The 18,925-nt window shown below is 62.7% G+C and carries 14 protein-coding genes; 6 read left to right on the forward strand and 8 right to left on the reverse strand.

Going from position 1 to position 18,925, the window contains the following annotated elements:
- Window positions 1-53: 53 nt before the first annotated feature.
- The 4 genes from PX52LOC_RS24585 to PX52LOC_RS24600 form a co-directional block, all read right to left on the reverse strand.
- Window positions 54-521, reverse strand: coding sequence for a four-helix bundle copper-binding protein (locus PX52LOC_RS24585; RefSeq protein ID WP_149112565.1), 468 nt, complete (start codon window positions 519-521; stop codon window positions 54-56).
- A 191-nt stretch (window positions 522-712) separates the two neighbouring features.
- Window positions 713-1,159 (reverse strand): TIGR03067 domain-containing protein, encoded by a 447-nt coding sequence (locus tag PX52LOC_RS24590; RefSeq protein WP_149112566.1) that lies wholly within the window; start codon window positions 1,157-1,159, stop codon window positions 713-715.
- Window positions 1,160-1,249: 90 nt separating this feature from the next.
- A complete protein-coding gene (locus PX52LOC_RS24595) occupies window positions 1,250-2,599 on the reverse strand; it encodes an ABC transporter permease (protein WP_149112567.1) in 1,350 nt (449 codons plus the stop codon).
- Window positions 2,599-3,558, reverse strand: a complete 960-nt coding sequence (locus PX52LOC_RS24600; protein WP_149112568.1) for an ABC transporter ATP-binding protein — start codon at window positions 3,556-3,558, stop codon at window positions 2,599-2,601. The genes PX52LOC_RS24595 and PX52LOC_RS24600 overlap by 1 nt, the downstream gene beginning before the upstream one ends.
- Window positions 3,559-3,674: 116 nt before the next feature.
- Here PX52LOC_RS24600 and PX52LOC_RS24605 point away from each other — a divergent pair, with 116 nt between their 5' ends.
- The 5 genes from PX52LOC_RS24605 to PX52LOC_RS24625 all read left to right on the forward strand — a co-directional run bounded on the left by PX52LOC_RS24605 (window position 3,675) and on the right by PX52LOC_RS24625 (window position 10,069).
- Window positions 3,675-4,031: a 2Fe-2S iron-sulfur cluster-binding protein gene (locus PX52LOC_RS24605; RefSeq protein ID WP_149112569.1), complete on the forward strand. Its 357-nt coding sequence runs from the start codon at window positions 3,675-3,677 to the stop codon at window positions 4,029-4,031.
- Window positions 4,032-4,098: 67 nt separating this feature from the next.
- Entirely contained in the window at window positions 4,099-5,328 is a 1,230-nt protein-coding gene (locus PX52LOC_RS24610) for a metallophosphoesterase family protein (RefSeq protein ID WP_149112570.1), read from the forward strand.
- A 3-nt stretch (window positions 5,329-5,331) separates the two neighbouring features.
- Window positions 5,332-8,466 carry an AAA family ATPase gene (locus PX52LOC_RS24615; RefSeq protein ID WP_149112571.1) on the forward strand — a complete coding sequence of 1,045 codons (3,135 nt, stop codon included), beginning with the start codon at window positions 5,332-5,334 and terminating at the stop codon, window positions 8,464-8,466.
- Window positions 8,467-8,483: 17 nt separating this feature from the next.
- Entirely contained in the window at window positions 8,484-9,110 is a 627-nt protein-coding gene (locus PX52LOC_RS24620) for a methyltransferase domain-containing protein (RefSeq protein ID WP_149112572.1), read from the forward strand.
- 8 nt (window positions 9,111-9,118) lie between these two features.
- Complete coding sequence (locus PX52LOC_RS24625; RefSeq protein ID WP_149112573.1) at window positions 9,119-10,069, forward strand: DUF1963 domain-containing protein; 951 nt, start codon at window positions 9,119-9,121, stop codon at window positions 10,067-10,069.
- A 51-nt stretch (window positions 10,070-10,120) separates the two neighbouring features.
- Here PX52LOC_RS24625 and fusA read toward each other — a convergent pair whose 3' ends face one another.
- The 3 genes from fusA to PX52LOC_RS24640 all read right to left on the reverse strand — a co-directional run bounded on the left by fusA (window position 10,121) and on the right by PX52LOC_RS24640 (window position 14,363).
- Complete coding sequence (fusA, locus tag PX52LOC_RS24630) at window positions 10,121-12,286, reverse strand: elongation factor G (RefSeq protein WP_149112574.1); 2,166 nt, start codon at window positions 12,284-12,286, stop codon at window positions 10,121-10,123.
- Between the two features lie 311 nt (window positions 12,287-12,597).
- A complete protein-coding gene (gene cysC / locus PX52LOC_RS24635; RefSeq protein ID WP_149112575.1) occupies window positions 12,598-13,290 on the reverse strand; it encodes an adenylyl-sulfate kinase in 693 nt (230 codons plus the stop codon).
- A 65-nt stretch (window positions 13,291-13,355) separates the two neighbouring features.
- Window positions 13,356-14,363: a hypothetical protein gene (locus tag PX52LOC_RS24640; RefSeq protein WP_149112576.1), complete on the reverse strand. Its 1,008-nt coding sequence runs from the start codon at window positions 14,361-14,363 to the stop codon at window positions 13,356-13,358.
- A gap of 187 nt (window positions 14,364-14,550) precedes the next feature.
- Between PX52LOC_RS24640 and dnaE the strand changes: the two genes are divergently transcribed.
- Complete coding sequence (gene dnaE / locus PX52LOC_RS24645) at window positions 14,551-18,075, forward strand: DNA polymerase III subunit alpha (RefSeq protein WP_149112577.1); 3,525 nt, start codon at window positions 14,551-14,553, stop codon at window positions 18,073-18,075.
- Here dnaE and PX52LOC_RS24650 read toward each other — a convergent pair.
- Complete coding sequence (locus PX52LOC_RS24650) at window positions 18,065-18,817, reverse strand: polyprenol monophosphomannose synthase (RefSeq protein ID WP_149112578.1); 753 nt, start codon at window positions 18,815-18,817, stop codon at window positions 18,065-18,067. The genes dnaE and PX52LOC_RS24650 overlap by 11 nt on opposite strands.
- Window positions 18,818-18,925: the final 108 nt, after the last annotated feature.

An 18,925-nucleotide genomic window follows, 5' to 3' on the forward strand; every position in this document is an offset into this window, starting at 1 on the left:
GTACGGCGTGACCACGAACGGCCGTGCTCAAAGGTGAGCAGTCGCCTTACCGATTAGTGGTGCTTCGCCATGGCCTGACACGCTTTTTCGCACTTCCGGCATTCTTCCGCACACGCCTTCATGTGGGCGTCGTTCGGGAACTTCTCACACTCGACGGCGCACTTCCCGCAGACGTCCGCACACGCCGTACAAATCGCCATCGAGTACGGGCCGCTGCGGGCCACAATTTGTGACGCGGCCGCACACACCGTCGCGCAGTCTTGGCAGGACACCAGAGACGCATGGTGTTCTTTCATCCCCTCGTGCAGCTTGTGCCCGCAGTGCGCCGCGCAACTGTCGCAGGCTCGCTGGCAATCCGAGCAAGCCTTCGCGCAGGTCATCATTGCATCGTCGTGGGGGTGGGCGGCGGTGGCGGGTGGTTTATTGTCCTCGGACTGGCCGAACCGAGCAAACCCGGCCATTACTACGAAGGCCAATACGCAGACCGTCAGACCGATCCCGCCCATTTTTCGCGTCGTCATTGGATGCTCCCGGACAGTGATGAAGCCGAGTGCCCGGCTTCAGGAAGAGATGCTGACGTTCATTGGCAACTCCAATGCCGCGAACACGGGCGGGGCGAGTCGTCTGATTGATGACTATCTGTGTCTCGAAGGGGATGAAAAAACGCCGGGTGGAACACCCGGCGTTGCGTTTGGCAGTACAGTGGGAGCGGTTACTTTTTCTTCTTCAGGGTGAACACGAACGCCTTGTCGTCATCGAACTTCTTGGGCCGATCACCGCCCATCGCGTCGTACGTCAACTTCAGTTCGTCGCCGGTCAGCTCGACGATCCCTTTCGCCTTCGTGCCCTTGATCCCATCGATGGCCGACTCGGCAATTTCCATATCGATGGCGACGGGCGAGGCCTTCGTGTCGAGGGTGTACGAGAAGACGAACAGCGTCTTGTCGCCTTCCTTCAGCGTGATCTTGTCCTTCGTGATCGTGTAAGCGCCCTTCTTCGCGTCGTCGCCGATGGCCTGACCAGCCTTTTTCCCGGCGGTAACCGTCCAGTCACCGGACATTTTCTCGGCGTCGAACTTCGCTTCCTTCTTATCCTCGGCCGCGAGTGGCAGAACCAACGCCACCAACGCAGCGAACGCCAGGGTACGAACCGACTTCATGACGGAACTCCTTCCGAAAGACGTGACGGCGACCGAGACCACCTCGGCGTGCCGCAGGATTGAGTGTATGTACACTGCCACCGCGGGCAACTAATAACTCCGCGTTTCAAACCGCCAGCACGCGAGACCCAGGATGACGATCAAGAATCCGAGCGTGACGCCAGAGATTTCAAGCCATCCCGCCAACACCGACGTGTTGGATTTCGATTCCTTGAGTTCTTCGTCGGTCAAAATCCCCTGCGCGATGAGTCGGTCGAGCCAGAGGTCGATTTGGTAACTCCGCGGCGAGATCGTGTGAACCGCCTTCGCCACCCCGAAAAGCGACTTGGGGAAGAAGCGGTAGAGCGGTGCGTCCGGGTCAATCCGTGCCATGACTTCGTCGAGGTCGTCCAGGTTCTGGGGTTGTTTCAGATTGCCCGGGCCGGTGGGGTTCGCGGCTTGCTCGGCCACGGTCTGCTCGCGTTTCTCGATGTCGCGGTTCACCCGCCCGATGGCGAAGAACAAACCCCACGCGAGGAAAGTTGCCAGGATCGCAACGATGGCGCTCCGGGTGAAGACGGCGACGAACGTGGAAACCGCATACAGGATCGAGAAGTAGGCCAGAATGAGGGGGATCGCGAGGAGAAAGTTGTTATTCCACATCCCCGTTCGAAGTCCAATGACGAGCCAAGACCCACCGACGGTGAAAGTCGTCAAGATGGCGGTGAAACTCAGCCCGCCGAGGTACTTGTAGACAAGTAGTCGCCAACGAGAGATCGGCTTCGAGATCGCAAGATCGACCGACCCTTTTTGGAGTAAATTGGGGATAAAGCCGGACGTCATGATGACGCTGATGAACAGGATGATCCACGCCCCGGCACCGCCGACGATGTAATTCTCGATCGTGTAGACACCGGCCCGGAGGGAGAGAGTCAACGGAATTTCGAGCGCGAAGAAAACCTTTGCGACGTGCGGCCACGCGGTCACGTCTGCGGCCTTTGTCCCCTGGCTTGTGACGTGAAAACGACGTTCGTTGGCGGGCGTGTTCTCAATCAGCTTCGCCTTGACGTTCTCCAAGAACGGGGCCGCCTGCCGAACAAACTTTTCGACCCGGCCGCGGTTGGCCGGGAAAGCGGGCTTCTCCTCCAATCGAGCGATTTGTTCCGGCTTAGCTGCGGAGATAACGAAATCGAACTGGTAGTCGGCCTTCCAAGGCTCTTGAGCGTTAGTCGATTCGAGATGCTCAATCGACAATTTCGTCCCTGTGAAGTTGGGATCGTTTCGGAACCCCCAGTTCATGAGGCTTAAGGGTGTGTCGAACACCTCTGCCACCGTGGTGGGAGTGAAGGAAATGCTTCCCACGAACAGAACCAAAATCGCCGAAAGGACCAGCATCGCCTGCAGCACCCAGCCGTTGCGGGCTTCACGCAGGGAATCCTTCAGAAACGCCAGGAATTGCATCACCGACCTCCGCGTTGTTTGCGGCTTCGTTCGTCCGTGCCCGGGGCGTTCTGGTCCGTCTCCCGAACGAACACGTCTTCGAGCGATTGTTTCTTCTCGACGAGGTGCCGCAACTTCAGGCCGCGGGCCGAGACTAACTCCAGAACGCGGTCGATGTCTGTGGGGTCATTCACAACGACCTCCCAGAACGCACCCGCCTTTTCGAGCCGATACCCCAGGCGGATGACTTCATCGGCCGGTAGTTCCTGCCCCGGCGCGAGGCCGATGACGAACCGCCCTTCCTGGCGCGTCAGGTCCGCGACGGTGCCGAGGCGGACGATTTCGCCGCGCTGAAGGATGGCGACTCGCGTGCAAACGAGTTCGACTTCTTGCAGGAGGTGCGAGTTGACGAACAGCGTCCGCCCCTGGTCGCGGAGTTTCTCGAACAACTCGCGCAGTTCCTTCCGGCCGACCGGGTCGACGCCGTCGGTCGGTTCGTCGAGGAAGATCACGTCAGGGTCGTGAAAGATCGCTTGGGCGATCCCGAGGCGTTGCTTCATCCCCTTCGAGTAGGTGCGGAGTTTAGAGTCCATCCGCTTGCGAATGCCGACCGTTTCCAGCACCTCGGGAATCTTGCGGCGGCGGTCGTCCCGGCTCATGCCGTAGAGTTGGCCGTAGAAGTGTAGGAGGCTCGCACCCGTGTGGTACTGCGGGAACTGGTGGTCTTCTGGCAGGTATCCAACCCGTCGCCGGACGTCCGAACGACCGGCCGGTTCGCCCAGAAGTGTTGCGGAACCCTCAGTCTTGCGGACGATGCCGAGCAGAATTTTGATCAGGGTCGATTTGCCTGCACCGTTCTGGCCGAGCAAGCCGAAAATCTCGCCGCGGTTCACCGTCAACGACACCCGCTTGAGGGCTTCGACTTCCCCGTAACTCTTCTGAAGTTGTTCCGTGACAATGACCGGTTCTTGCCCCGACATCAGGTACTCTCCCCGGACCGTGTATAACTCCTGTGATACGAGGTTCGCTGGGAAAGCCTACGAATTGCGTCTCGCTCGACTTTTTCTCCCCGATTGGCCTCCAGAGAGGGCGTTCCATGCCGAAGTTGACTGTTGAAAGCGTCGGAGAATTTGACATCGCCGCCGACAAGCGATTGATCTTGGCCCTGACCGACGACGCGAAGGTGGACCAACTTCACGCCTGCGGCGGCAATGCCCGCTGCACGACCTGCCGCGTAGAGTTCGTGTCGGGCGAGCCGACGAAGATCACCGAGGCGGAAAAGAACTTGCTGGCCGCGAAGGGCTTGAGCGGCATTCGCCTCAGTTGCCAGATCGCGTGCGACCACGACATGAGCGTGCGGGTCATCAGCCGGCTGGCCGGTAGTGGCCGGGCCGACGCGGGCAAGCGGCCCACGGACGCCATCGCCCCGCCGGCGGTGTGGACGGAAAAGTAAGGCCGTCGGCCGCGTTCTGCCATCTGACCTTCGCGCCGTCTGCCGTCGTCGGCAAAATATGGAGTGAATGAGAATACTTCATACGGCAGACTGGCACCTCGGCGACCGACTCGGCCGGATCGACCGCACCGACGACCTGCGCCGGGCGGTCGAACGCATCGCCGTTCACTGCCGCGAGGCGAAGGCGGATGTCCTTCTCGTGGCCGGCGACCTGTTCAGCGAACTCTCGCGGCCTGACGCCCTCCGGGAGACGATCCGCCACTGGCAGGACGTGTTCGCCGACTTCCTCGGCAACGGCGGCACGATCCTCACACTGACCGGCAATCACGACAACGAGAACTTCTGCCAGACGCTCCGCCACGCCATGTCGCTCGCCGCGCCGAGTGTCGGCAAGCCCGGCGACCACGTTCCGCCCGGCCGGCTTTACCTCGCTGCCGAGCCGACGTTCTTGAACCTGCGCGACCGCACCAACACGTTTGACGTGCAGTTCGTGCTGATGCCGTACCCGACGCCGACGCGGTATCTCAAGGGCGAGAGCAATCAGAAGTACACGTCGCACGACGAGAAGAACAAGTTGCTCATCGCCGCGTTTGAACGCACGCTCGCCGACTTCCGGCACCACGAACGCTACCGCACGACGCCGACGGTCCTGAGTGCCCACGCCACGGTCCGCGGCGCGAATATCGGGTCGACCCTGTTCCGCCTGCAACTCGACGACGATGTGCAGGTGAACGACGCGCAGATGGCCGAGCAGTACGAGTACGTCGCCCTCGGCCACATCCACAAGCCGCAATTCCTCGGCGGGCACGAACACGTCCGGTACAGCGGCAGCATCGAGAAGATGGACCTCGGCGAGCAGCACGACACGAAGGGCGTGGTGCTCTTTGAACTCGCCGCGACCGGCCGCGTCGGCGAGATCGTCACGCTGCCGTTGCCGTCGACGCCGGTTTACGAAGTCGCGATTACCAATCCCGACGAGGACATCCCCCGCCTGCGGGCCGAGGGGTCCGACACGGCAAACGATCTCGTGAACCTGCACATCACCTACACGGCCGGCCAGCACAACCTGGAAGAAGTCCTGCGCGAACTCGAACAGATCTTCCCGCGGTGGTACGCCCGCGACTGGACCGAGACGACCCAACTCGGGCCGTCGCTGTCGGTGGGCGAGACCGACCGCGGCCTGAGCTTTTCCGACACGGTCCGCGGCTACGTCGAACACGAACTGATGAACCACGACGACGCCGACCGGCTGGAACTCGTGAGCCGGCTCGACGAACTGCTCAAGGAGATGGAATAACCCGTGATCCCGCAGCGCGTCAAACTCTCCGGCTTCTTGTCATACAAGGACGAGCAGGAAATCCCGTTCGACGGCGCGTCCATCTGGATGCTCGCCGGCACGAACGGGTCCGGCAAGTCGTCCATCTTCGACGCCGTCACCTACGCCCTCTTCGGCCACCACCGCGGCGGCAGCCAGAATGCGATCGAACTCATCAACAAAGACTCGACCGCCCTAGCCGTCGAGTTCGACTTTTCGCTCGACGGCGTCACCCACCGTATCCGCCGCACCCTCAAGCGGTCCGCCCGTGGCTCGGCGACCGGCACGCAACAAGTTTTCCGCCGCCTCGGGGAAGGGGACGAGTGGGAGGCGGTCGAGGACACGAACAAGAAGGTCGACTTCGACGCCTGGATTCACGAACAGATCGGCCTGAACTACGAGACGTTCACGTCGTCGGTGCTGTTGCTCCAGGGCAAGGCTGAGAAACTTCTCGACAGCAAGCCGAGCGGCCGAGCGGAAGTGCTAGCCGGCATCGTGGACCTGGAGCGGTATCAGCGGCTCTACGACCGCGCGAACCAGAAGAAACTCGCGCTGAAGGGGCAACTCGAAGCCCTGTCGCACCAGCAGAGTGCGATCCCCGAGGTGACGGAGTTCGAGTACACCGCGGCCGTTCTCGCGATCGAACAGATCGAAGACGACCGGCAGCAGTTGCAAAAGCAACTCGACACGCTCCGCGAACTGGAAACCCAGGCCCGCAACTGGACCGACGCCCAAGGGCGGCTAACGGCCGCCCGCGAGAAGTTGAAGCAGGCCGAGTACCTGATGGGCGCGGCAGTGAAGATCGAGAAGGCCCACGTTCGGCTGACCGAGTTGAAAGAGGCGCTGCCGGCCGTGCAGGCGGTCGTGAACACGCGGTCGAAGCAACTCGAATCCGAACGGCGGACGGAGCGATTCCAGAAGGAACGCGATGCGGCAACGGAGCGCCGCGTACACGCCGACCACGCCCTGACGACGGCCAAGCAGAAGCGGGAGACGCTCCGGCGGCAGCAGGAGCAGAACGAACAGAAACTCGGCACCGCGACAAGCCGCTTGCGTGAACTCGCGGGTGTGCTGAAGTCGGTCGAACTTGTCGAAGACCAAGAATCGCGGGTACGGCAACTGGACTCCGACCGAGCGAAGTTCTCGGCCGACCCGCAACTCGACGTGCGGACTACGCAGGCCGAGTTCGACCGACTCTCCGAACTCGGCCGGGTGCTGCCGGTTTTGCAGCGGGTCCAGGACGAGCGCACGGAGTTAAAAGGCGCACTGCAACGCCAGCAGCAGTCGCAACGCCGGGCCGAGGAGATCAAGGCGACCGGCGAAACCAAGCGCGACACGATGAAGCAAATCGTCGCCGATCTCTCGGCGGCGAAGGCGGCGCGGGCGGTCGCCGACGAACAGGTCGCCGGGACGACCGTGCTGGCGAATCAGGCGCGGGAACTGCTCGCAGAGTTCGACACGTTGGCCGGCGAGAAAATGTGCCGGGCGTGCGGCCAACCGCTGACGCGAGCACACTTCGAGCAAGAGAAGAAACGTCGCCACGACGAACTCAAGGCGGCCGAGAAGAAGGCCCACGACGCCCTCGCGGCCCAGCGGAGCGCAACTGCCCGCGAGCGGCAATTATCGGAGACGGAGGCGGAAGCAAAGGCGGAACTCGACCGCCTCCGGGAAGGGTACAAGGATGCAGACACCGAGCGGAAGCAGGCCACGGCCGACATCACACGGCACCTGCGGACTCTGAAGTTGACTTACGCCGAGTTGCCGCCCGAGTACGCGACCCGAATCGCCCCGAGCGAACCGGCCGACTGGACGGCGACCACCTTTCCCGCTCGCGACGAACTCTCGAAGCTGACGCACGAGGCCGCCGGTCTGGACGCGGCGAAACGCCAGCTTCGCACGGCCACAGACATTCTCGACCGCTGGAAGCAACTCCGCACCGAGTTGGAATCCGCGAAACAGACGCTGACGAAACTGAAGGGCGGTTTGCCGAAGGGTGAGCTCGTCGAACTCCGACAGGAGTTCGGGAATCTGCAAGCGAGCGAAACGAGCCTTCAGAACGCGATCCGGTCCACGAAGGCTAACCTCGGCAGCGTTGAAACCGAGATCGACAAGCACGGCCGCGAGTCGCACACGGCCGTCACGACCTTGACCGAGATCGTCGGCAAACTTCAGACCGAAGACGTGACGCGGCAGCACTGCCGCGAGACCATCGACCGCGAGATGAAGAAGCTGTCGTCCGAGTGGCAGACGCAGGTTGAGAAGGCCGGCATGAACGGCTGGTACGCCTGGAAGGCCGAACTCGACACGCTCATCGCGGACGACACCGAGGTGACGTACCGCAAGCTCGAAATGGCCCGCGGCAGTTTGGAGACGATCCGCACCGAGATTCGCGACCACCAGGCCTATGCCGAGACCTTCCCGGAGGACGCCCGCCAGCGCCCGGAGGACGTGCAGAAGCAAATCTTGACCAGCCGACAATTGCTGGAGGAGAAGGACCGCGATCTGCAAAAGGCGGCGCGGCAGAAGACCGTTTTCGACGGCCACCGCGAGCAGCGGTCGCGGCTCGGTGACCAGTACAAGCTCGCGGATGGCGAGCACAACCGGTACAAGATTCTCGCAGAACTTCTCGGCCGCGACCGCTTGCAGCGGCACCTCGTCCGGCAGGCGGAACGGCAAATCGTGGACTACGGCAACGCTGTCCTCGATCGGCTGTCGGGCGGCCAACTTTTCCTCAAACTCGTCGGTGGGGAAGAGGGGGCGGGTACCGACCGCGCGCTCGACCTGGAGTGCTACAACCGCACGACCGGCGGCGCGCCGATCAACGTGATGTTTTTGTCGGGCAGTCAGAAGTTCCGCGTGGCCGTCAGCCTCGCCCTCGGCATCGGCCAGTACGCCAGCCGGCAGCACCGGCCGATCGAGAGCGTTATTATCGACGAGGGCTTCGGCTGCCTCGATCGTCAGGGGCGGCAGGTCATGATCCAGGAACTCCAGAACCTCCGGGGCCACCTGCACTGCATTTTGCTCGTCAGCCACCAGGAAGAGTTCGCTGAGGCATTTTCCGACGGCTACCGCTTTGCCCTCGAAAACGGCGCGACGAAGGTGACACGCTTCCAGCGGTAAAAACGTATCATTTCTCCATGAATTACCTCCAGCGCACCCTCGTTAGTCCACGGTGGCAGTGGCTCAATCGGCTCATCGGTCCGTTCGTTTGGTCCGGCGACGAGCACAGCCAATGGCTGCGCGTCGTCATGAATCGCGAGACGCGAAAGCTCGTCGACGGCTTGAACCCCGGCTCACTGAAAGCCCTGGAGATCTCGGGACACAGTTGGGAGCAACCCGGCTACTTTCGGGAGCACAAGGCCCTCGATTACCCGGAGTATGACGTCTGCACGGCCGTATACCCGGACACGTTCGACCTCGTCATCGCCGAGCAAGTTTTTGAACACTTGCTCTGGCCGTACCGGGCGGGTCGGAACGTCTACCAGATGCTCAACCCCGGCGGGTACTTCCTCGTCACCACGCCGTTCCTGGTGAAGATTCACAACCACCCCGTCGATTGCTCGCGGTGGACGGAACTCGGCATGAAGCACTTCCTCGCCGAGTGCGGCTTCCCGCTCGAAAACATCGTCACCGCGTCCTGGGGCAACCGCGACTGCGTGAAGGCCAATCTCCGCCCGCGGTGGGTGATCTACCAGGAGTGGCTGCACTCCCTGAAGAACGAGCCAGAGTTCCCAATGGTCATCTGGGCGTTGGCGAGAAAGTGACTTTGGCCATGAACCGCCGCCTCTTCCTTGCGTCGGCCCCGTTCCTGCTCGGCGGGTGCCGCGATACCCGACCGGCCGCTCTCGCTCCGCCGTCTGTTGAGGATTCGCAGACCCGCCTGGCTCGAGCCGCGGCCTTCCGCGTCCCGTCGAGTGCAGTGCGGACGACACCGAAGGCGCCCGTCGATGTCGTGGAACAGTTTCCGGAACTGAAGGCGCTGTTGAAAGTGGCCGTGCGACTGCACCCGCGCTTTGGCGACGAACCAACCCCGACCGAGTCGAAACTTGGCGGGCAGTTCCTCTGGCCGGCCGGGGAGGAGTGGCCGCGCTGCCCGGAATATCAAATCCCGATGCAACCCCTCCTGCAACTGCGGTTAGAGAACGCGCCAGCACACTTCCCGTTTCGGCCGAAGACCGATCTCTTCCAACTGTTCTGGACGCCGAAGGCAACGAAGAATGTCGGGCCGCCCCACCTCACGGCCATCTGGCGAAAGATTCCTCCTGCAATTGGCCCCCTCGCACCACCGCCGGTGACGGACGGGGCGGACCTCGGCTACGTTCCCCTCCCGTGTCGGTTCTTCATCGAGCGGGTCGCGGAATTTCCGCCGGTGGAACTCATGCCGGCTCAGATGCGGACCAAGGTCGAAGTCTGGAAGCCACCGGTCGATTACGCCACACACCTGAGTACGGCCCCCGGCACGAAGGCCGGCGGTTGGCCTGCCCGTGCAGACGTGACGGCGACGTGCCTGACGTGCGTGCGGCCGATGGACTACCTGCTCACGGTCGATTCGTGCGAGTGGACAGCCGTGACCAAGGCGAGATGGAAGCCGGCGGAAGACCCGGACGAAGACGGCTACCGATGTGCAGCCGGACTTCGACTCGGGCGATCCGACGCGGCGGCGTATCAAATCTATATTTGCCGCCGCTGCGAGAAGTGGCCCCTGCGGGCGGTGATGGCGTAAAAAAATCCCCGCGGCGTTCGGCCGCGGGGATTCGTCTCTTGCGAAACTCAGTTACTTCTTCACGACCGTCGGGGGCAGGTCGGCCAGGTCCACCGACACCGGGGCGTAGTGGCTGAACTCCATGCTGAAGCTCGCCTGGCCCTTCGTCGCACTGCGGAGGTCGCTGGTGTACCCGAACAGGTTTGCCAGCGGAATCTTCGCCATCACCTGGGCGACGCCCTTGTCTTCGCTCGTCTCTTCGATGATGCCCCGCTTCGAGGCGATGTTACCGCTGATCTGGCCCTGGTAGTCCTTCGGCGACACCACGACCACCTTCATGATCGGCTCCAGCAACTGGATGCCGGCCTTCGTCTCGGCCTCGCGGAACGATTCGAGGGCGCACAGGTAGAAAGCGTCTTGCGACGAGTCGACGTCGTGCATCTTCCCGAAGTGCAGGTCGAACTCGAGATCGACGAACGGGAAGGGGAATTTGTACCCCTTCTTCGACGCCTCGCGGAGGCCTTCCTCCACGCTCGGGATGTACTGCTTGTCGATCGCCCCCTGCGTGATGCTGTTCACGAAGTAGACGTTGTTCGGGTCCGGCTTGACCTTCGGGTCGTTGAGTTCCTCGATCTCCTTGATCTTCTCTGCCACCTGTTCCGGCGTCAGCGGTGAGTATTTCACCGAGATCACGGCGAACTTCCCACGGCCGCCGGTTTGCTTCTGGAACTTGTACTCGAAGTCCACCGAGCGGGCGAAGCACTGGCGGTACGCCACCCGCGGCCGGCCGAGCCTCACCGACTCGGTGTCTTCCTGCCGGATGCCAACGGCCCGCTTCAGCTTTTCGATGGAGATTTCCAGGTGGAGTTCGCCCATCCCGCTGAGGATCGTTTCCTTGGTTTCCTCGTCCGTGTGCGTCTTCAAAGTCGGGTCGTCACGGACGAGACGGTTGAGTGCCTCGCCGACCTTGCCCGCGTCCAGCGTCTTGGCGAACGCCAGCGATTGCGCGATCACCGGCTTCGGGAACTGGATCGCTTCGAGCGCGACCGGGCTGTCCGGGTCGCTGAGCGTGTTCCCGGTGAACGTGTCGGCCAAACCCATCGCCGCGACGATGTCGCCGGGGCCGGCCTTCTCGAGTGAGATCCGCTTGTCGCCCATCATGCGGTAGAAGCGGGCGATCCGCTCCTTCTTGCCCGTCGTCGTGTTCACGTAGTTCTCACCCGGCTTCAGTTCGCCCGAGTACACGCGAATGTACACGAGGTCGCCGTTCGACTCGGCGACCGTCTTGAAGGCCAGAGCCGACAGCGGTTGTGATGCGTCCGGGGTGCGGACGACGACTTCCTTCGTCTTCGGGTGGATGGCCTGGATCGGCGGCCGTTCCGTTGGGTTCGGCAGGCAATCGACCACGAGGTCGAGCAGTTGCTGCACGCCGTGGAACATCTTGCTGCTACCGCAGTGGACGGGCGTGAACGTGTTGTCCAGCGTACCCTTGCGGAGCGCCTTCAGGATCATGTCGATGGACACGTCCTTGCCTTCGAGGACCAATTCCATGATCTCGTCGGATGCGGCCGAAACGCCGTCGAGCATCTGCTCGCGGCGCTTTTGGGCCTCCGCCAGATACTTTTCCGGGATGTCGGTCGTGTTGAACTTCCGGTGGGTCTTGTCCGTCAGGTCGCGGGTGACCAGTTTCATCCGGATCAGGTCGATGATCCCTTCCAGGGCTTCGTCCTGACCGGCCGGGATGGTGACGACCACGGGGTTAGCGTGCAACTTCGTCTTCATCTGCTCGACGCAGGCCCAGAAATCCGCGCCCATGCGGTCAAGCTTGTTGACGTAGGCCAACCGGGGGACCTTGTACTTGGTCGCCTGCCGCCACACGGTTTCGGACTGCACTTCGACGCCGCCCTTGGCGCAGAACACGCCGACCGCACCGTCGAGGACGCGCAGCGACCGTTCGACCTCGGCCGTGAAGTCCACGTGGCCGGGGGTGTCGATGATGTTAATGGCGATGTCGTTACCGGCGTGGTCCTGCCAGTCGATCGACACGGCCGCCGAGTTGATCGTGATGCCCTTCTGCCGTTCGAGGGGGTCGAAGTCCGTGGTCGTGTCCCCGTCGTCCACGTCGCCGACTTTGTGCTTGGTCCCGCTGTAGTATAAAATCCGCTCGGTCGTCGTCGTTTTGCCCGCGTCTACGTGCGCCATGATTCCGATATTGCGTACTTTATCGAGCATCGTCATCGGCCGGCCTGATCTGGTCCGGCTCCCTTCGAACGAGGAAACAAACACCCGCCGGGATCGCACGACCTCGGTCCGGGAAAGGGGCGTGATATTATTCGCACCCCGACTTCAGTGAGAAGCCATTATTCGTGACACCGATTGAAAAACACAAGTTCACCGGCGCACGGAGAAAGAGGCACGAGTTAATCGTATCGGCACGAGAGCAAATGTCTACGTTCCGGGAGAAGGCAGGCGAGAAGATTGGGTGAAGTGAGCCGCCTGACGCTGATACGAGCTGGGCGATTGACTGCCTCCCGCGAAGCCGGGCGGAACTACACGATCAGCTTCTTCTCTTGCAGGTAGTTCAGAATCATTGCCACGCCGTCTTGCACGCTCTGGGTCGCGGCGTCGAAGGTCAGCTCCGGGTTGAGCGGGGCCTCGTAAGGGTCATCGACGCCCGTGAAGCCCATCCCCTTGCCGCCAGCGACGGCCGCGCGGGCTCGCTTGTAAAGCCCCTTCGGGTCGCGTTGCTCGCAGGTGTCGATCGGCGTGTTCACGAATACTTCGAGGAACGGGATCGCGCCAGTCTTGTTCTCGGCGTGAATCTTCCGGGCTGCGTCGCGGTCTTTGCGATACGGGCTGATGAAACTCGTCAGGGCGAACAGCCCGGCGTCGGCGAACAGTTTCGCGACTTCGCCGATCCGGCGAATGTTCTCCTCGCGATCCTCGGCCGCGAAGGTCAGGCCGAACCGATTGGCGGTCGCCTCGGTCGCCCCGCGGGTGTCCGTGAGAATCTTCGGCGTGGCGTTCAGGCCGAAACGGATGTTGTCGCCGTCGAGCCGGTAGGCGGCATGCCCGTGCTGGATTAGTACCTGCTCGAGCGCCGCGGCCAGTGTGCTCTTGCCCGACCCGGACAGGCCGGTGAACCAGATCGTCGCCCCGGTTTGCTTCAGAAGCGTCTTCCGGTCGTCGCGGGTGACGGTGCCCTCGTGGTGGAAAATCTGGGTCGGCTTGCTGTCGGACATGGGGTCTCAAAGCTCGGGAACGGTCAAGAATTGATACGGAAACCGCCCGGAAGTGTCTGGCCCGCTCAACCGCCGACCTGGAACTCGACGACCTTCCGCGAGCGGCGGGGCGTGTCCGGTTCCGAGTCACGGATGTCGAGGATCAGCGAATACTTCCCCGCCTTTTCTGGCACCGGGAACTCGACCTTCAGGAAGAAGTCTCGCACCGGACTGCGCGTGAAGTCGGCCCGCTTGAACGGCAGTTCCGGGACCATCTTCCCCTTCTCGATGTCGTACAGGTTCACGATCTGTCCGGTGGCGTCCTTGAGTTGGATGCTGCCCTCCAGCTTGGTGACGTAACCGGCTTCGCCGTTCGACTGCACGGCCGGCGGGGCCGATGCCCGGTCGATCTCGGCGTACAGCAGGCCGATGCCCCCGGGCAGGAAGCGGTAGCCGGCCGGCAGCGGGTCGTAAACGCCGTATTGCACCACCTTGTACACGAACGCTGTCGTCTTGATTTCGAGCGGGGCGGTCTTGGCGACGAGTTCGCCGACGGCGTCCAACTGCCGGGCGAGGTCGGCTACGCCCTTGGGATCGCGGCCGGTCAGGTCGGTCGTTCGCGCCGTGTCCAGAAGCGGGAGCAACAAGAGCAGCAATTCTTGATTCGGCTTTTCGAAACTGCCGAGGTGATTGACGGCCGCCCCGTACTGGTTATCGAGGTGGGCTCGCAACGCCAGGACGAGCGGCCCGTCGGGGCGGGGGCCGCGTTCGCGGGGTTCCAAGAGTCCGGAATCCGGCAGGTGGTTCGGTACGGTCGCCGACGCCGGCACGGGGTCCGGGGGCACGATCGGGTTCACCGGTTCGTTCGGCGGCAACAAACTCGCCTTCGGGGCGAGGACGACCGTTTCCACCTTCGGAATTCGCTGGCCCGGCTGGAGGACTTTGAAATCGCTGCCGGGAGCCGGAGCGGCGGGCAGGGCCGGTTTGACCGCGTCCCTCTGAAGGAACTGCGGCAGCGAGCACGCGGGGAGTGACCCCAGGGCCGCGACCAACAGAAACTTCAACCCGATCGATGGCAGGCGAGACAACGTCATCCGCACCTCTCGCAGGCCGCACGAAATTCGCGCGGGCCGGGCCGTATAAACCCGTTCGGCGGACGAATCAAGGCGAATACGAAAGCGAGGTTCTCCAGATTCCCAAAGTCCTCTTCCGCCGATTGCCCGGCTCGTCTATTCTCCATTGACGCCTGTATTCGTTTGTCCACCTGGGGAAGCCCCGCCGATGGCCGCACGCTCGTTCTGCCACCTCCACTGCCACACGCACTACAGCCTCCTCGACGGATTTAACCGCATCCCGGACCTGGTGAAGCAGACGAAGAAACTCGGGATGAACTCCTGCGCGATCACCGACCACGGCAACCTCTACGGCGCGATCGAGTTCTACACGAAGTGCACCGACGAAGGCATCAAGCCGATCATCGGCTACGAGGCGTACATCGCCCCCGGTGACCGCCGCGAGCGGAAGAAGATCGACGGCAACAACTACTTCCACCTGACACTGTTGGCGAAGAACAACGTCGGCTGGAAGAACCTCATCAAACTGTCTAGCCTGGCGTTTCTCGAAGGCTTTTACTACCACCCGCGGATCGACAAGGAGACACTGGAACAGCACAAGGAAGGGCTGATCGTCCTCAGCGGATGCCTCGCCGGCGAACTGAGCGACAACATTCTGAAGGACCGCACGAAGGAGGCGATCAGCCTCATCAAGTGGTACTCGAAAGTCTTCGGCGACGACTTCTATCTCGAGATTCAGAACAACGGCCTCGACTTGCAGGACCAGTGTACGGTGGCCGTGACCGATCTGGCGAACAAGGTCGGCATCCCGATGGTGGCGACGGCCGATGCGCACTACCTCTGCGCCCACGACGCGGAAGCTCACGACATCCTCTTCTGCATCAACACCGAGCGGAAGCACAACCCGAACAAGCGGCTCTACCCGGAAGGGCGGATGCCGAATCCGTACTTCATCCGCAGCCCGGAGGAGATGTACACCCTCTTCCCGAAGCACACGGAAGCGGTCGGCATGTCGCAGCAGATCGCCGACAAGGTCGACCTACAACTCGACTTCAAGAAGCGGCACTTCCCGGTTTTTAAGACGCCGAACCAATTGTCGGAAGACGGCTACCTCCGCCAACTCTGCGAACAGGGCGTCCGGGAGCGGTACGGCGAAAACCCGTCGCAGGCCGTGTGGGACCGCCTCGCTCACGAGTTGAACATCATCGCGCGGATGCGTTACTCGGCCTACTTCCTCATCGTCTGGGACTTCGTCCGGTTCGCCCGCGAGCAGGGTATCCCGTGTACGGCCCGCGGCTCCGGCTGTGGCGCGATCGTGGCCTACGCGCTCTACATGAGCCACGTCTGCCCGTTGGAATACGACTTGCTGTTCGAGCGGTTCCTCGACCCGAGTCGGACGGAACCGCCGGACATCGACATCGACTTCTGCCAGGAGCGGCGGGAGTTGGTCATCGACTACGTGAAGAAGAAGTACGGCCACGACAGCGTCGCCCAGATCGGTACGTTCGGCACGCTCGCGGCGAAGGCGGCCTTGAAAGACGTTGGCCGGGCGCTCGACGTGCCGCTGGATCGGGTGAACTTCCTGTGTAAGCTCGTGCCGATGAAGGGGGCGATCTCGCTCGACTTGGCCGACGCAATGGAGTCGCCCGACTTCCGCCGCGAGTACGACACCGACGGCCAGGTGCGGAAGCTCGTGGACGTGGCGATGAAGCTCGAAGGGATGAACCGCAACGTCGGCACGCACGCCGCCGGCGTGGTCATCGCCAACGGGGCGATTACTGATTACGTGCCCGTGCAGCGGGTCGTCCGCAAGAGCGACGACAAGACCGGCGAGAAGGGCGACGCGAAGGAAGTCGTCGTCACCACGCAGTGGGAAATGGGCATCATCGAAAAGGTCGGGATGCTCAAGATGGACTTCCTCGGGTTGCGGAACCTCACGGTTCTCGACAACACGGTCAAGCTCATCGAAAAGACCCGCGGCGTCAAAGTCGACCCGATGGCGTTCCCGCTCGACGACAAGCCGACCTACGCGCTGCTCCAGCGCGGCGACGCGAAGGGCGTGTTCCAGCTCGAAAGCGAGGGCATCCGTGGCCTCCTTCAGCGGATGAAGCCGGACAACATCCGCGACCTGATCGCGGTGCTGGCGCTCTACCGCCCCGGCCCGCTCGGTGGCGGCATGGTCGATGCGTATGTGAACCGCAAGCACGGCCGCGAGACGTGGGACTACCCGCACCCGGTCATGAAGGACATCCTCGACGAAACCTACGGCGTGCAGGTGTACCAAGAGCAGGTGATGCGCGTCCTCAACCGCCTCGGCGGCATCGAACTGTCGAAAGCATATGCGGCCATCAAGGCGATCAGCAAGAAGAAGATGGACGTGATCGAGGCCAGCCGAGCGGGGTTCGTGGCCGGGGCCGTCGAGCGCGGGGTGAAGGCGGAGACGGCCGCGGAAATCTTCGGCATGATCGAAAAGTTCGGCTCCTACGGCTTCAACAAGAGCCACACGGCGGCCTACGCGCAGATCGGGTATCAGACCGCGTACCTGAAGACGCACTACACCGCCGAGTTCATGGCGGCCCTGCTGTCGAGCGAAATCGACGACGGCAACAAGCGGCTCGTAATGGTCGATCACATCGCCGACGCGAAGAAACTTGGTGTGGACGTGCTGCCACCGGACATCAACACCGGCTGGCCCGACTTCGACGTGTACAACGGGCAGATCACCTTCGGCCTCACGGCGATCAAGGGCCTCGGCCGCGGGGCGGCGGAGGAGATCGTGAAGGCCCGCACGGCCGGCGGTCGGTTCAAGGACCTGTTCGACTTCTGCGAGAGGGTGGATACCCGGCTCGTTACGCGGGCGGCCGTCGAGAAGCTCATCAAGGGGGGGGCGATGGACGTGTTCGGCCGCCGGTCCGCCCTGACATTGGCCGTCGATAAGGCCTTCTCGTCGGCGGAGCAGCGCATCGCGGACAAGAAGCGTGGGCAGAAGAACTTCTTCGACCTGTTCGACGGCGGCGACGAACCCGCGACGGGGGCCACGAACCCCGGCAGCCACGGTCTGCCGGACGTGGCCGAGTGGCCGGAGGTCGAGCGACTGAAGTACGAGAAAGAAGCCCTCGACTTTTACATCTCGTCCCACCCGCTCGCGCAGTACGACGACCAACTGCGGCGGTTCCGCACCCACACGGCCGCCGAAGTGGTGAAGTTGCCGCAAGGATCGACCGTTCTGCTCGCTGGCATGATTACCGGGTTGCAACAGCGGACGGTTCAGAAGAACGGCAAGCGGTGGGCGATGCTCTTCCTTGAAGACTTCACCGGGCAGGCAAAGTGCATCCTGTGGAGCGAGGTTTACGCGCAGTTCAAGGACAAGGTGGTCGACGACGCGATCGTGCTCTTTGAGGGGGCGGTCGAGTGGCGCGACGGGGCCAGCACCGGCGACGTGATCGTGAAGCGGCTGTTAGACGTGGATCAAGCCCGCCGCGAGATGACGCGGGTGATGTTGCTTCGCATGAACTACGCCGAGGACGCGGAAACGGTGCGGAAGTTCGAGGGCCTACGCGGCGTCCTCCAACGAGCACGCGGCAACTGCCCGGTTCACCTCTCGGTCCGCGACAAGGCGGGGAAAGTCGCCGAGATGAAACTCGCGACCGACTACATGATCGACCCGAACAAGGTCATCGTCGATGAGCTAGAGCAGATTCTCGGGCCGGGGAACGTCATCTTTACGAAGTGACAAGTGCCCGCGTCGGCCGCTCGAAGCCCAGGAAGTTCCGCACACCGAGCAGGATGATCATGCTGATCGACCGCACGGCTTCCTTGCCGTTGACCTTGCTCGACCCGGACCGGCGGTTCTCGAACAGGATCGGGTACTCGCCGAGCCGGGCACCGGCCTTGTGACAGCGGAAGAGAATCTCCTGCTGGAACGAGTACCCCCGACTGCGGACCAAGTCGAGCCGTGTCTCGCGGAGCTTGCTGACGCGGTAGCACCGGTACGCCCCGCTCGCGTCCTTCACGGGCATCCGCAGTAGGAACCGGACCAAGAAATTGACGCCCTGACTCAGAATGCGGCGTTTCAGCGGCCAGTTCTCGGTCGCCCCGCCGGCCACGTACCGCGAGCCGATCATCACGTCGTGCTTGTCCATGCCGGCGAGGATGCCGGGCAAATACCGCGGCGGGTGGCTGAAGTCGGCGTCCATGTTCTGGAGAAGGTCGTAGTCGTGCTCGATGGCGTACCGCATGGCCGTCAGCGTTGCCGTGCCGAGGCCGAGTTTGCCCGGACGGTGGATCACGCGGATGCGCGGGTCGGCGGCCGCCAGCCCGTCGGCAATCTTCCCGGTCCCGTCGGGCGAGTTGTCGTCCACGACGAGCACGTCGGCCCCCGGGGCGAACTTGTGAATTTCGCCGATCAGGCGTTCGAGATTGCCCGCTTCGTTGTAGGTTGCGATGGAGACGAGCAAACGAGGTTCGGTGGTCATCGGCGTGTCAGTGGTGTCCGTCAGGGTGCGTGAATGGCAACACGAATCGCATTTGCTACCATATCAACTCCATCATCATTCGTCGTACTTCCAATCCTTCTGACGCTC

It is taken from the genome of Limnoglobus roseus (assembly GCF_008254045.1).
In the GTDB taxonomy this organism is placed as follows: domain Bacteria; phylum Planctomycetota; class Planctomycetia; order Gemmatales; family Gemmataceae; genus Limnoglobus; species Limnoglobus roseus.

Excerpts from the sequence above, each read along its gene's own strand:
- PX52LOC_RS24585 (WP_149112565.1), bottom strand. The coding sequence starts at position 521 with ATGACGACGCGAAAAATGGGCGGGATCGGTCTGACGGTCTGCGTATTG.
- PX52LOC_RS24590 (WP_149112566.1), bottom strand. The coding sequence starts at position 1,159 with ATGAAGTCGGTTCGTACCCTGGCGTTCGCTGCGTTGGTGGCGTTGGTT.
- PX52LOC_RS24595 (WP_149112567.1), bottom strand. The coding sequence starts at position 2,599 with ATGCAATTCCTGGCGTTTCTGAAGGATTCCCTGCGTGAAGCCCGCAAC.
- PX52LOC_RS24600 (WP_149112568.1), bottom strand. The coding sequence starts at position 3,558 with ATGTCGGGGCAAGAACCGGTCATTGTCACGGAACAACTTCAGAAGAGT.
- PX52LOC_RS24605 (WP_149112569.1), top strand. The coding sequence starts at position 3,675 with ATGCCGAAGTTGACTGTTGAAAGCGTCGGAGAATTTGACATCGCCGCC.
- PX52LOC_RS24610 (WP_149112570.1), top strand. The coding sequence starts at position 4,099 with ATGAGAATACTTCATACGGCAGACTGGCACCTCGGCGACCGACTCGGC.
- PX52LOC_RS24620 (WP_149112572.1), top strand. The coding sequence starts at position 8,484 with ATGAATTACCTCCAGCGCACCCTCGTTAGTCCACGGTGGCAGTGGCTC.
- PX52LOC_RS24625 (WP_149112573.1), top strand. The coding sequence starts at position 9,119 with ATGAACCGCCGCCTCTTCCTTGCGTCGGCCCCGTTCCTGCTCGGCGGG.
- fusA (WP_149112574.1), bottom strand. The coding sequence starts at position 12,286 with ATGACGATGCTCGATAAAGTACGCAATATCGGAATCATGGCGCACGTA.
- cysC (WP_149112575.1), bottom strand. The coding sequence starts at position 13,290 with ATGTCCGACAGCAAGCCGACCCAGATTTTCCACCACGAGGGCACCGTC.
- PX52LOC_RS24640 (WP_149112576.1), bottom strand. The coding sequence starts at position 14,363 with ATGACGTTGTCTCGCCTGCCATCGATCGGGTTGAAGTTTCTGTTGGTC.
- dnaE (WP_149112577.1), top strand. The coding sequence starts at position 14,551 with ATGGCCGCACGCTCGTTCTGCCACCTCCACTGCCACACGCACTACAGC.
- PX52LOC_RS24650 (WP_149112578.1), bottom strand. The coding sequence starts at position 18,817 with ATGACCACCGAACCTCGTTTGCTCGTCTCCATCGCAACCTACAACGAA.